The 13090-nt window shown below is 62.1% G+C and carries 11 protein-coding genes and 1 tRNA gene; 2 read left to right on the plus strand and 10 right to left on the minus strand.

What is annotated here, in order from left to right; all coding sequences use genetic code 11:
- Window position 1: 1 nt before the first annotated feature.
- From WA702_RS07600 to WA702_RS07615, 4 genes are all read right to left on the minus strand, one after another.
- Window positions 2–1372, minus strand: a complete 1371-nt coding sequence (locus tag WA702_RS07600) for a hypothetical protein (protein ID WP_425109913.1) — start codon at window positions 1370–1372, stop codon at window positions 2–4.
- Window positions 1359–1958 carry a C39 family peptidase gene (locus WA702_RS07605; RefSeq protein ID WP_425109914.1) on the minus strand — a complete coding sequence of 200 codons (600 nt, stop codon included), beginning with the start codon at window positions 1956–1958 and terminating at the stop codon, window positions 1359–1361. Before WA702_RS07605 ends, WA702_RS07600 begins: the two co-directional genes overlap by 14 nt.
- A gap of 114 nt (window positions 1959–2072) precedes the next feature.
- Window positions 2073–2453, minus strand: a complete 381-nt coding sequence (locus WA702_RS07610) for a hypothetical protein (protein WP_425109915.1) — start codon at window positions 2451–2453, stop codon at window positions 2073–2075.
- Between the two features lie 88 nt (window positions 2454–2541).
- Window positions 2542–3642 (minus strand): hypothetical protein, encoded by a 1101-nt coding sequence (locus WA702_RS07615; protein WP_425109916.1) that lies wholly within the window; start codon window positions 3640–3642, stop codon window positions 2542–2544.
- A gap of 1218 nt (window positions 3643–4860) precedes the next feature.
- On the opposite strand from WA702_RS07615, the gene pepT reads away from it, so the two are divergent.
- Entirely contained in the window at window positions 4861–6123 is a 1263-nt protein-coding gene (gene pepT, locus WA702_RS07620) for a peptidase T (protein WP_425109917.1), read from the plus strand.
- Between the two features lie 75 nt (window positions 6124–6198).
- Entirely contained in the window at window positions 6199–6360 is a 162-nt protein-coding gene (locus tag WA702_RS07625; protein WP_425109918.1) for a hypothetical protein, read from the plus strand.
- Window positions 6361–6369: 9 nt separating this feature from the next.
- On the opposite strand, the gene WA702_RS07630 is transcribed toward WA702_RS07625, so the two are convergent.
- The 6 genes from WA702_RS07630 to WA702_RS07655 form a co-directional block, all read right to left on the minus strand.
- Window positions 6370–7227 (minus strand): class I SAM-dependent methyltransferase, encoded by an 858-nt coding sequence (locus WA702_RS07630; RefSeq protein WP_425109919.1) that lies wholly within the window; start codon window positions 7225–7227, stop codon window positions 6370–6372.
- A 213-nt stretch (window positions 7228–7440) separates the two neighbouring features.
- Entirely contained in the window at window positions 7441–7746 is a 306-nt protein-coding gene (locus WA702_RS07635; protein ID WP_425109920.1) for a hypothetical protein, read from the minus strand.
- Window positions 7747–8052: 306 nt separating this feature from the next.
- Window positions 8053–8129, minus strand: a tRNA-Val gene (locus WA702_RS07640).
- 188 nt (window positions 8130–8317) lie between these two features.
- Window positions 8318–10741, minus strand: coding sequence for an endopeptidase La (gene lon / locus WA702_RS07645; protein WP_425109921.1), 2424 nt, complete (start codon window positions 10739–10741; stop codon window positions 8318–8320).
- 322 nt (window positions 10742–11063) lie between these two features.
- Complete coding sequence (gene clpX / locus WA702_RS07650; RefSeq protein WP_425109922.1) at window positions 11064–12338, minus strand: ATP-dependent Clp protease ATP-binding subunit ClpX; 1275 nt, start codon at window positions 12336–12338, stop codon at window positions 11064–11066.
- A 395-nt stretch (window positions 12339–12733) separates the two neighbouring features.
- The coding region (locus WA702_RS07655) for an ATP-dependent Clp protease proteolytic subunit (RefSeq protein WP_425109923.1) at window positions 12734–13090 on the minus strand (357 nt) is incomplete at its 5' end.

Genomic DNA, 13090 nt, shown 5'->3' on the forward strand with positions numbered 1-13090 from the left:
TTTAAGTGATCGCGACCTGAAGGCTCTGCACGAGCTGGTCATTGCCGAATGGCTGGAGCGCTGCGCCGACCGAGGCCGACAGAGAGACGGTGACTTTCCCGCCCTGCGGCAACTGGATCGCCTTCTGCATCTCCGACACCGGCAGCGAGAAGCTCTTGTGACCATAGGCGGCTACGATCTTCTTGATGATGAGGCTGCCGAAGATGACCGAGACGAGATCGACGAAGGCTGACGCCGCGGCGGCCAGCGCCGCCCCCGTCACCGAGCCGGACCAAGTTGGCTTGACGGTCAGCTTGATCGATGACGGCAGCTTGTCCGACAGGATCTTGATATCGACAGGTTGAGATTGAGACGACCCAGAACCGGTCACTGCCGAGGCCGTCACGCTAACCGGGAGCGGCATCGGATCCGGGCTATAGACGAGCTGGAAGCTCGAGATCACCTTGTCCCAGTTGGACGGATTTGCGATCGCGTCCGCCGCTGCGCCAATAGGACACAACACCGCCTTGGTTACGCCGACACCTGCGCCGCTGAGTTCGCCATAGGCCTGGAACGTACCGCTGACGTTGAGCGTGAGTGCGCCGCCGATCGAGATCGTCAGCTTGGGATCGTTGACGCTGACCCGCCCGGACGCTTTCCACCCCGATGGGCCCTTGCTGCCTTCGTCGGAAAACGGTCCCTTGATCTCCGCGGCAAACAGACGGTTGATCGCGGTGAGCTTGGTCACGGCATAGAGGTTCGGGGCCGGCGCCGTGAAACCGGAGAGATTTGGCGCCGGACCGTCGGAAAAAGAGGTTGCGATCGCGATCCCCTGCGGCATGACCGCCAAGGTCAGCGGCTGGAACTGCAATCCCGCGAGTCCAGGCGGCTTCGGGAGCGGCAGACCCGACACCAGCTTGTTCAGGGCCGTCAGCAACGCCGGGATCAGGATGGCGTTGACGATCAGCTTGTCCCAGCCGGAGAAGCTCGACTCGTCGAGCAATATCGCCACCACCGTCAATGATACAGCGCCGCCTTGCGTCGAGACGGTCCCGAATGCGGTCACCGCCCCGTGCGCTGCGAGTGGAGGCGCGCCGGCGATCGCTGCCGTGCCGGCAACATTCGACAGGACGAGTTGGAATGCGTTTACGTTGGGAAGCGGCAGATTTGGCGGCTGCACTCCCTTCCATTGCTGTGGGGTCGGTGGCGTCAGCACGAAGGTCGGCGCGGCGGTGATGTCATAGGTCACCTTCACGGAGCCGAGCGTGTCCACGTTCTGGGTGACGGTGCCCGAGAACAACCCTTTCCTGGCCGCCGGGTTGGCAAAGAGCTGACCAACCAATGCATTCAAACCGGCGGGGCTGGCACCGGCCGCGATGTCATACGTGCTCAATGTCGTGATCCTTCGCTGCTTGTCGTGGATCGGGATGTCCCGCGCGTCCGGCCGGATTGGTCCAGAATGTCTCGGTCCAGGCACCGCCGAGCTGATAGCGGGAGGGAAAATCGAACAGCGGATATTCGGCCTCACCGTGCAGCGGGTCGGCAACGATGATCCGCTTGCCCTCGTCGCGATAACCGCGCACGAGGACGTAGTGGGCGCCGCCCGACTGCCACTCGATGCGAGCCGCAAATGGGCGTCCAAGATTGATCTCGAAGCGAACGCGGTCGAACAGCGGCTTTCCGGCGCTCCAATGGCTGTAGCAGCCGACCAGCGCGAGCGCCGCATCGAGCCTCATTTCCGCGTCGGCACGCACGCGCAGTTCGTCGTCGCTGTCGATGTTGCCGTCGATGCCTGCGCAATCGAGTCTAAGAAGATGCGAGGCAATCTCGGACTGTGACGCGGCGCTGGTGCCGTAATAGCGCCCGAGCACCGAGGCGATCGCCGCCCAACACCAATTGTCGAACAGCTGCCGTTGGGGTGTGACCGAAAGCTTGACGGCTCCCTCAGTCTGGCGTGGTGTCGCGAAGCGCGTGCCCACGCAAGATGATCGCGCTGTCTCACCATCGATCACGAAGCGCATCGTAAACCTCGATCAACGCAGCCAAGCGGTAGAAGCCCGCGTCTGCACGCCGCGCGCCTTGCAGGCGCACGGTCAGGTGACGCTGATGTCGCTCGATATCATCAGCATCCCGTTCGAGTCGCTGAGGACGAGATGGCTCGGCGTGATCGTGATGGTCTCCCCCTCCACCGTCTGGGCGAGCGGCTGGATCGTCGTGATCGGTATCGCGGGTAAACGATGCACGATCTGCGTTGCCAGCGGCGGCACCGCAACGCCGAGCGTCTGTGCAATCGGCCAGGCTGCGCCGGACAGGATGAGCTGCGCGACATTGCCGGTGGGCTTGAGCACTGCCACGAACGGGTGCACGTTGCTGATCACTGCGCGCACCTGCATTCCCGAAACGCTAACGCTGACCTCGAAACCAATGGGATTGGGCTCGGTCTTCGCTTCGTAGCCAATACCAACTTCAGGCATATGAAATCCTCCGAAACGCACATCGCACGACGGACGGCGAGTTCAGCCAAATGAGAGCGTCCGGCCGGATCGCCGGACCGCCCAACTTTCAATAGCTCTTGAGGGCGTGACCGATGGTGTGGACAGCACTCTCGGCGCCATGGGCCACGGTCTTGGCCGCATTCTCGGCGGCATGGGCCGCAGCTTTGGCGGCGTTCTCGGCGGCATTGGCTGCGGCTTTGGCGGCATTGGCCGAGGCTTTGGCGGCATCGCTTGCAATATTCGCGAGCGCTTTCGCCGGCTCGGTCACGCCCTTTGCAATCTGGCCAAGAATGGCATCGAGGACATTAACACCCGCAGATGCAGACAGTGTGACTCCGGCCTGGACATTCAACGATGTGGGACTGCGAATCTGCGCATTGAGGCTGTCGAAGCGCAGGCTCGCCGAATAATGCGCGCTGCCAATGCCGAAATTGGCGCTGCCGTTCACTCCATCGGTTTGCCCACGCAGCGGCTGCACGCCGTCATTCACCACCTTCTGCAGGGCATCACGCCCCAACATGACGTAGAACTCGGCCTTTGGCGCCGATCGCAAGCTCTGCACATCGGGGACGCCGGAACGCCCTTCGAGGAAGGCTGCACCAATGACGTGACCACCCTCGACCAGCAACGCGGCATTGCCGAAGGACAGGCCGCGGAAGTCAATATGGGGCACGTGCTGACCTGCCATCAGCATTGTCAGCTGGGCCAAGAGGTTTGGAACGAGAATCTGCTTGTAGATGAGCTGATCGATCGGAGATGCCGTGGACAGGTCGATGACCGCCCCGACAGGTGTCAGGCTCACGGATTTCCCCAGCAAGGTGACCGAACAGATCACATCGACGGCCTTTGTGATATCCGTTGCCGGCCCTGGCCCGGAGTTCAGCGTCACGTGCAGAGCGGGCAGCTTCAGCACAAAGGCATTGGCGGATGGCGCGATTGATGCGCCGGTGGCGTGAATGGCCGCTGCCCATTGCGCCGGCGAGGGCGGATTCAAATCGAAGGTCGGCGGCTGCAGCACGTCCCAGGCCACATTCGCCTGAACGCCTTCAAGCGTGGTGGCGTGACTACCGCGAAACAGCCGCGCTCTCAAACCTGGACGCTGATAGAAAGCGGCTGCGATTTTATTTAGATTTTGTTGCCCGAGGCAGATCGCGACATCGTAGGCCACACTGCACCTCTATGAAATATAGTCGTTTCAGTAATTCAGTCAGTAATTCAGTTCAGTAATTTCAGCTCAGCAATCTCGGCAATTCACCTTCGTACCCCGCCCAAGACCCTTCTCCTGAGCAGGTCGACGATTCTCGTGCGTGCGTGAGCGCCAAGTTGCGCCCACGGGAAGTCCTGTTATCAGCTGCGTAGCGCAGAGCACACAATGACCTCTGAGCCGACGAATTTATTAGTAGTCTCTGATGCCGAGACGATGGTTCAGAAAATCTGTTTGAAATGAAAAAAAGGAATAAATCTAACTTGTGTTCAAGCAACGCTATTATGGTTTTTATTTACTGTCAACTTAAAGCTGTGTCGCATCACGCAGATCAAAGATGCGCGCTCGAAGGACATTGATACAACGCAGCAAGAAGAATTGACTCGCAGAATGTGAGTCAATTCATATGTTGCGCGCAAGTAGCGGAACTTTCAAAAGCGACGCTCCTAACAAGTCTCGGATGCTTCGCCGGCTGATCGAGCAGACCCAGCTTTTCGTTCAGCAGACCGTCGTCGATCCGGAAAGAAAGTTTGGGCCGCGAGGAGTAGCTGGAGATTTTTCATATCGACGCACGAAATTGGCGCGGCACCAAAACACCGGTATTCCCAGCCGGTCATGATCGACGAGGTACATCTCGTCGCACCGTTCAGCTGTCGTCCGTTCGCAGGAACCGTACGTGCCTGGTCGAGCTTGTGAGCAATAATGCACCCGGGGGCGTACGCGACCGAGTGCAGCTCTCGATCCTGCGTCGGATGTCTCGCCATTCCAGATCGCCGAGCGGAGGACCGACCATGCTGTGGTCCGATGCGTCGCTTCGCGGCATTGCTGGATGGTGACGTCGTGATCTAAGGGGCGTTGCCCGACTTCAGGGTTCCCGGTATTGCGATGTCCGATGTTCGTACGCCCCAAGGATGGTCGCCATAGAGCTTGCGCTCCCGCTCATCCGGTTCGACGACAATGGCGTTGCAAGGTCCGCACTCTGACGGCATCCGTCCAACGAAGCTGTCGCAGCACTATTGTCTGACACAATTTATAGTTGCGAATTTGACCCGATCGCCGCATTGCGACCTGCGCTCTGCAAATTCTCGCGCCGCCCCTGACGGAATTGTGGGGTCGTACCAGCCGCGCAAGTGGCGTATTCCATCCTATAATGCCGTTCCCTCCTCCTGCCTCCTGATTGCCATGCCTGACAGCAAGATCACCTTCGCCCACACCGTCACCGAGCGCTTCCTACGCTATGTCGTGATTGACACCCAGTCCGATCCGGGCTCCCCGACATGCCCATCCACGGCCAAGCAGAAGGATCTCGGCCGCCTGCTCGCCAGCGAGCTGCAGGCGATGGGGCTTTCCGGCGCCCATCTCGATCCCCATGGCTACGTCTATGCGACGATCCCGGCCAACACCGACAAGAAAGTGCCGGTAATTTGCTTCTGCTCGCACATGGACACCTCACCGGACTGCTCCGGTGCCAATGTGAAGCCGCAGGTGGTGCGCAACTATCGCGGCGGCGACATCGTGCTGTCGGGCGATAAGAGCCAGGTGATCCGCGCCGCCGAGCATCCGGCGCTGACTGACCAGATCGGCAGCGACATCATCACCACTGACGGTACCACCTTGCTCGGTGCCGACAACAAGGCCGGAATCGCCGAGATCATGGACGCCGCGCAGTTCCTGCTGAACAATCCGCAGATCAAGCATGGCACCATCAAGATCCTGTTCACGCCGGACGAGGAGATCGGCCGCGGCGTTGACAAGGTCGACCTGAAAAAGCTCGGCGCCGATTTCGGCTACACGATGGACGGCGAGACCGCCGGTCATATCGAGGACGAGACCTTCTCCGCCGACGGCGCCACCATCACCATCGAAGGCGTCAGCGCCCATCCTGGCTTTGCCAAGGGTCGGATGGAGCATGCGGTCAAGATCGCGTCCGCGATCGTCGACCGGCTGCCGAAGGAGACCTGCTCGCCGGAGACCACCGAAGGCAAGGAAGGCTTCCTGCACCCGATCTCGATCTCCGGCAGCTTGGAGCAGGCGCGGCTCGACTTCATCGTTCGCGACTTCACCGAAGCCGGGTTGAAGGAGAAGGAGGCGCTGCTGGAAGGCATCGTCAAGGACGTGATCCGGGCCTATCCGCGCTCAAGCTATCGCATGGAAGTGCGCGAGCAGTACCGCAACATGAAGGTGGTGATCGATCGTCATCCGGAGATCGTCGACCATGCGGTCGAGGCGATCAGGCGTGCAGGCTTGACGCCGGTAAAGACCTCGATCCGCGGCGGCACCGACGGCTCACGGCTGTCCTTCATGGGGCTGCCCTGCCCCAACATCTTCGCCGGCGAGCACGCCTTCCACTCGCGGCTGGAATGGGTCAGCGTCCGTGACATGGAGAAGGCGGTGCAGACCATCGTGCATCTGGCGATGATCTGGGAGGAGCGTTCCGGTACCTGATCCAGCGCCGCGGGCTCGGGAGCAAGGAACGATCCGCGCTCCCCGGCGTCGTTGCTGCTGGCGGTGGAGGCCCCGATGCCCAAAGACAACGATCTCGAAGGCGCTCAGGACATGGGCGGCAAGCATGGCGGCCAAGCGGGCGTGCCAAAACCCGAGCCGCGGCCCAAACCGCGGGATTCGGTGAAGTCCGAAGACGTGCCGGAGCGCCGGCCGACCGGGAAGCCAGGCCGCGCCTGAGGCGCGCGCTCAGGCGTTCGCCGTCACCAGCCAAATCGCGCCCGGCAGCGCCACGCGATCCCCGCGCTGGTAGGACGCGAGAACCTCGCGAACGGATTGCCGGGCCGCGTCGCGCGTCTCTTGCGGATGACCTTCCAACGCGCGGCTGGCCGGGCCGATCTCGAAGGCCGACTGCACGGCCGCATCCAGACCCCTGCCGATCGCGATATCGAGCGACAGTTCGCGCGGCTCCAGCGCGACCTCGCCGAAGCCTGCTGCGGTCAGGATGCGCGTGACGCGCTCGTCGGACGCAAAGGCAAACGGACCGGGATCGTCGGGCTGCTGCGGCGGCAGCTTCGGCACGTGTCGATAGACGGCCTGCAGCGGCGCCATCATCCACGGATTTTGTTTCGGCTCACGCCAGCAGGCAAACACCAGGCGCCCCCCGGGTTTCAAGGCGCGATGCAAATTGGTGAAGGATGCCGTGGGATCGGCAAAGAACATCACGCCGAAGCGTGAGACCAGACAATCGAAGCTCGCCGGCTCGAACGGATACACCGTCGCATCCGCCAGCGCGAATGCGACCGGAAGACCTGACGGCGCGGCCTCGCGTGCCCGCGTCAGCATCGGCGCGGAAATGTCGACGCCGAGCACCGAGCCGTCAGGCGCGACCTGGCCAGCCAGGGCGACGGACAGGCCGCCGCAGCCGCAGCCGACATCGAGAATACGGTCGCCGGGTTTGGCTGCGATGCGCGAAATCAGGATGTCCAAGACCGGCGCGAGCAGCAGGTCTTGCGCAGCCTGCCGGTCCGACCAGCGCTGGCCACCGGGGCCGTTCCAATAGGCGATTTGATCCGCGTTGCGTTCGTGACCCTGCGGTGCGTCCATGGGATCTCTGCTCGATCTGTGATGATGCGAACCGCAACGGCACACGCGAGCCGCCCGGCTGTCAAGGCACAAGCGTGAAACCGGTGAATCGGCGCAAACACTTGATCCATCTGTGAGCGGCTCGTGAATGTGAACCAGGAACGTGGTCCGGAGGCCCTCGTTGTAATCCGGGGCTACGCAACGGTCGTTGCCGCTTGTCACGAGGCAGGAGCATCAGATGAAACACAGCCCATCGCGCGCTGTCACCTTCACCGCCGCACTGCTCATGCTCGCCACGACCGCGCTCCACGCCCAGACGACCACATCGGCAACCGCGCAAGGCACCACCACGGGCACGTCGAGCAGCACAACGTCGACGGTCCCCGACAGCACCACGACCGCAACGCCCGGCGTCAGCACGACATCCACTTCCACCGGCGCATCCACATCGTCGACATCGTCCGCCGGCACGAGCACGGCCACGACCGGAACGACCACGAACGGCACGACAGGTTCGACGGCAAGTGGATCGGCGGGCACCGGAACAGCTAACCTGTCGAGCAGCTCGGACTCGATCGGCGCCGCGTCGTCGAGCAGCTCTCAGACTCCGCTGCAACTCCCCGGCGAAGTCTCGGACTCGGCATCAGCGAATGCAGCCAGGACGACGGCATCGTCTGCCGCAGCAGCATCCGCGAGTGGTGCAGGCGGCCCGATCTGCGGCCCCGCAGTGCCGACATCGGATGGAGGTTCGGTGAACCTCACCAGCGTCGTCCCGGGCGTCTCGCTCAACGGCTGCTGAGTTCTCGGCCGCGCAAGACCGTGAAGACGTTCACTGGCGATAGGCGATGGTAGGCGGTGACGGATTCGAACCGCCGACCCTCTCGGTGTAAACGAGATGCTCTAACCAGCTGAGCTAACCGCCCCCAGTACGCGGCGTCTTGCGTAGCGTCTCTTTACCCTCTGCTTGGCCGCGGATCAATCGCCGCAAGCGTTCCGGCCGGCCCGGTCGCGGCGCTATGCGACCCCCCTCGCCTGACCCTCGACCTCCGGACCTGCCGTCCATAACGAAAACGGCGCCCGAAGGCGCCATTCCCAAAGTCTGTTTGGTGTGTTAGTGGGCGGTCAGGCCGCCGGCGGCTTCGTCGCCGTCGGCCTTCACCGGCACCTTGGTGTCCTCTTCCCAGACGATCGGCACCGGCTTGCGCACCAAAGCGCGGCCGACGACGTCGTCCAGGCGAGCCACGGGGATGATCTCCATGCCGCCCTTGATCGAATCGGAAATCTCCGTGAGATCCTTGGCGTTGTCCTCGGGGATCAGCACCGTCTTGATGCCGCCGCGGGCGGCGGCCAGCAGCTTCTCCTTCAGACCGCCGATCGGCAGCACCCGCCCGCGCAGCGTGATCTCACCGGTCATCGCGACGTCGTGGCGGACCGGAATGCCGGTCATCACCGAGATGATCGCGGTGGCCATCGCCACGCCGGCCGAGGGGCCGTCCTTCGGGGTTGCGCCCTCCGGCACGTGGACGTGGATATCACGCCGGTCGAACAGCGGCGGCTCGATGCCGTAGACGATCGCGCGCGATCGGACGTAGGACGCCGCCGCCGAGATCGATTCCTTCATGACGTCGCGCAAATTGCCCGTCACCGTCATCTTGCCCTTGCCGGGCATCATGACGCCTTCGATGGTCAACAGCTCGCCGCCGACATCGGTCCATGCCAGACCCGTCACGATCCCGATCTGGTCATCGCTCTCGATCTCGCCGTAGCGATACTTCGGAACGCCGAGGAATTCCTCGACGGTCTTCTCGCTGATCTTCACCGACTTCTTCTTCGAGAGCATGAGCTCCTTCACTGTCTTGCGGGCCAGTGTCGAAATCTCACGCTCCAGGTTACGCACGCCCGCCTCGCGAGTGTAGCGCCGGATCACCAGCAGCAACGCGTCGTCGTCGATCGACCATTCCTTCGAATCCAGGCCGTGCTTGGACAGCGCTGACGGGATCAGATGCTTGCGGGCGATCTCGAGCTTTTCATTCTCGGTGTAGCCAGCGATGCGGATGATCTCCATGCGGTCCATCAACGGTCCGGGAATATTCAGCGTATTCGCGGTGGTGATGAACATCACGTTCGACAGGTCGTAGTCGACCTCGAGATAATGGTCGTTGAAGGTCGTGTTCTGCTCGGGGTCCAGGACCTCCAGCAGAGCGGACGACGGGTCACCCCGGAAGTCCGAGCCCATCTTGTCAATCTCGTCCAGCAGGAACAGCGGGTTCGAGGTCTTGGCCTTGCGCATCGACTGGATGATCTTGCCGGGCATCGAACCGATATAGGTCCGGCGATGACCGCGGATTTCCGCTTCGTCGCGCACGCCGCCCAGGGAGACGCGAACGAACTCGCGCCCGGTGGCCTTCGCGATCGACTTGCCGAGCGAGGTCTTGCCGACGCCGGGAGGTCCGACCAGGCACAGGATCGGGCCGGTCAGCTTGTTGGCGCGCGACTGCACCGCGAGGTACTCGACGATACGGTCCTTGACCTTCTCCAGCCCATAGTGATCCGCATCCAGCACCGCCTGCGCGGCCTCCAGATCCTTCTTCACCTTGGACTTCTTGTTCCACGGAATCGACAGCAGCCAATCCAGGTAGTTGCGCACGACGGTCGCTTCCGCGGACATCGGCGACATCTGGCGCAGCTTCTTCAACTCGTGCTGAGCCTTTTCGCGCGCTTCCTTGGAGAGCTTGGTCTTGTTGATCCGCTCCTCCAGATCGGCGAGCTCGTCACGGCCGTCCTCGTCGCCCAGCTCCTTCTGAATGGCCTTCATCTGCTCATTCAAATAGTACTCGCGCTGGGTCTTCTCCATTTGTCGTTTGACACGCGAGCGGATGCGCTTCTCGACCTGCAGCACCGAGATCTCGCTCTCCATCAGGCCCAGCACCTTTTCCAGGCGCGTAGTGACGGACAGCGTTTCCAGGATGCCCTGGCGATCGGCGATCTTGACGGCCAAGTGCGAGGCGACCGTGTCGGCCAGCTTGCCGAAATCGGTGATCGACTGAACGACGCCGACGACCTCAGCCGAGATCTTCTTGTTCAGCTTCACATAGCTCTCGAAATCCGACACGACGGAGCGCGACAGCGCCTCGGCTTCAACCGATTTGGCGTCGGTGTCCTCGAGCGCAACGGCAGTCGCCTCGTAGTAATCAGTCCGCTCGGTATAGGCTTCGACGCGCGCGCGCTCCAGGCCCTCGACCAGCACCTTCACGGTGCCGTCGGGCCGCTTCAGGAGCTGCAGCACGCTCGCCAGCGTACCGGTTTCATAGATAGCGTCGGGCGCTGGATCATCGTCGGACGCATTCTTCTGCGTCGCCAGCATCACCAGCGCGTCATTCTTCATGACCTCTTCGAGCGCGCGGATCGATTTCTCGCGGCCAACGAACAGCGGCACGATATTGTGCGGGAAGACGACGATGTCGCGCAGCGGAAGCACCGGATAAGCGTGGCTTTCGCCATAAACGATGGTCGGCCGGGGTTTCGGAGTGGTCATGGCCTATTCCTTTTGTTTTGCCCCCTTGCACGCAGCCCGCTCGCTCGGCGCGACCGCCACAAGGTGCGATCTGATCCGATCATCGCATGACGATATTATCGTCCGCGGATGCCGGATCGTTGTTGAGGCGAATCCCGAGATCTGTTCCGCCACCGGCATTAGGTGGCTATCGACCCAGGGGGTGTCAAGTGTCGGAAAATGTCCGCTATACAAAGGTTTACGCGGCGGACTGCATAAGCAAAACGCGGCTGCGGAACTCGTTCCGCAGCGCAAATCATTGCAAAAAACGGCGCCTTAAAGACACGGCTGGCGCCGGCGCGGTTCACGCGCTGGCGCTGCTTTCAACCGCGCGATCCGAACGATCGGCGTAGATGTAGAGCGGACGTGCGGTGCCCTCGACGACTTCGCGCGAGATCACGACTTCCTCGACACCTTCCAGGCCCGGCAGGTCGAACATCGTCTCGAGCAGGATGCTCTCCAGGATCGACCGCAGGCCGCGGGCGCCGGTCTTGCGCTCGATCGCCTTGCGGGCCACCGCGCCCAGTGCCTCGTCGGCGAAGGTGAGCTCGATGTTCTCCATCTCGAACAGACGCTGATACTGCTTCACCAGCGCGTTCTTCGGCTCGACCAGGATCTTCTTCAGCGAGGTCTCGTCCAGATCCTCCAAGGTCGCGACGACCGGCAGACGGCCGACGAATTCGGGGATCAGGCCGTACTTCAGGAGATCCTCAGGTTCGACGTGGCGGAAGATCTCGCCGGTGCGGCGATCTTCCGGCGCCAGCACCTGCGCCGCGAAACCGATCGAGGTCGACCGACCGCGCGCGGAGATGATCTTCTCGAGACCCGAGAACGCGCCACCGCAGATGAACAGGATATTGGTGGTGTCGACCTGCAGGAACTCCTGCTGCGGATGCTTGCGGCCGCCCTGCGGCGGCACCGAAGCCACCGTGCCTTCCATGATCTTGAGCAGCGCCTGCTGGACGCCCTCACCCGACACGTCGCGCGTGATCGAGGGATTGTCCGACTTGCGGCTGATCTTGTCGATTTCGTCGATATAGACAATGCCGCGCTGCGCGCGCTCGACATTATAGTCGGCCGCCTGCAGCAGCTTCAGGATGATGTTCTCGACGTCCTCACCGACATAGCCGGCCTCGGTCAAAGTCGTCGCGTCCGCCATCGTGAACGGCACGTCGAGGATGCGCGCCAGCGTCTGCGCCAGCAGCGTCTTGCCCGAACCCGTGGGGCCGATCAGCAGAATGTTGGACTTCGCCAGCTCGACATCGCTGTGCTTGGTCTGGTGATTCAGCCGCTTGTAGTGATTGTGCACGGCAACCGAGAGCACCTTCTTGGCGTGGCTCTGGCCGATCACGTAGTCGTCGAGGACCTTGCAGATTTCCTTTGGCGTCGGAATGCCGTCGCGCGACTTCACCAGCGAGGATTTGTTCTCCTCGCGAATGATGTCCATGCAGAGTTCGACGCATTCGTCGCAGATGAAAACGGTCGGACCCGCGATGAGCTTACGCACTTCGTGCTGGCTCTTGCCGCAGAACGAGCAATACAGCGTGTTCTTGGAGTCGTTCGTGCCGACCTTACTCATTCCTGTCTCCGTCCGCGGTTCGTCCGCTCTTTCGTCCCGATCCGGCGCAGGCCGGGCCAAAGCGGTGAAAGAGCAAATCTCGTACCAATATAAAGACCTTGTTCTTCATTCGCCGTGCGTACCACAGCCGACGCGAATCCCCCACGATCCATGACTGCTCACTCTAGCCAACCATGCTGTCATCCGACTATCAAGAAATCGCTAATCGGATGACACGCGGCTGACCGTGACAATACCGTGATTTTCGGCATTGACACGAGGGAAAGCGACCAAAATCGCACCGTAGTTGCTCGATTGCCACGACGGCCGCAGGCACGAACACGGAACATCCGGTTCCGACCGGCAGAACGACGACGATCTTCGCGCATAACGCGGGGCAGCGGTATCCCGCAACTTTACGGGGTCTTACCCATCGCCGCCGGATCTTCAGGCCGCTTGTCGATGACCTTGTCGATCAGGCCAAATTCCGCCGCCGCTTCCGCGGTAAGGAATTTGTCGCGTTCCAACGCATCCTCGATCGCCTTGTAGCTCTGGCCGGTGTGCTTGACGTAGATCTCGTTGAGCCGCTTCTTCAGGTTCAGGATCTCCTGGGCGTGCAGCATGATGTCGGTCGCCTGGCCCTGGAAGCCGCCGGAGGGCTGGTGCACCATGATGCGCGAGTTCGGCAGCGAGAAGCGCATGTCCTTGTGGCCCGCGCAGAGCAGCAGCGAGCCCATCGAGGCCGCCTGCCCCGTGCACAGTGTCGACACCGG

Source organism: Bradyrhizobium sp., from assembly GCF_049798375.1.
In the GTDB taxonomy this organism is placed as follows: domain Bacteria; phylum Pseudomonadota; class Alphaproteobacteria; order Rhizobiales; family Xanthobacteraceae; genus Bradyrhizobium.

Excerpts from the sequence above, each read along its gene's own strand:
- lon (WP_425109921.1), bottom strand. The coding sequence starts at position 10,741 with ATGACCACTCCGAAACCCCGGCCGACCATCGTTTATGGCGAAAGCCAC.
- clpX (WP_425109922.1), bottom strand. The coding sequence starts at position 12,338 with ATGAGTAAGGTCGGCACGAACGACTCCAAGAACACGCTGTATTGCTCG.
- WA702_RS07625 (WP_425109918.1), top strand. The coding sequence starts at position 6,199 with ATGCCCAAAGACAACGATCTCGAAGGCGCTCAGGACATGGGCGGCAAG.
- WA702_RS07610 (WP_425109915.1), bottom strand. The coding sequence starts at position 2,453 with ATGCCTGAAGTTGGTATTGGCTACGAAGCGAAGACCGAGCCCAATCCC.
- pepT (WP_425109917.1), top strand. The coding sequence starts at position 4,861 with ATGCCTGACAGCAAGATCACCTTCGCCCACACCGTCACCGAGCGCTTC.
- WA702_RS07630 (WP_425109919.1), bottom strand. The coding sequence starts at position 7,227 with ATGGACGCACCGCAGGGTCACGAACGCAACGCGGATCAAATCGCCTAT.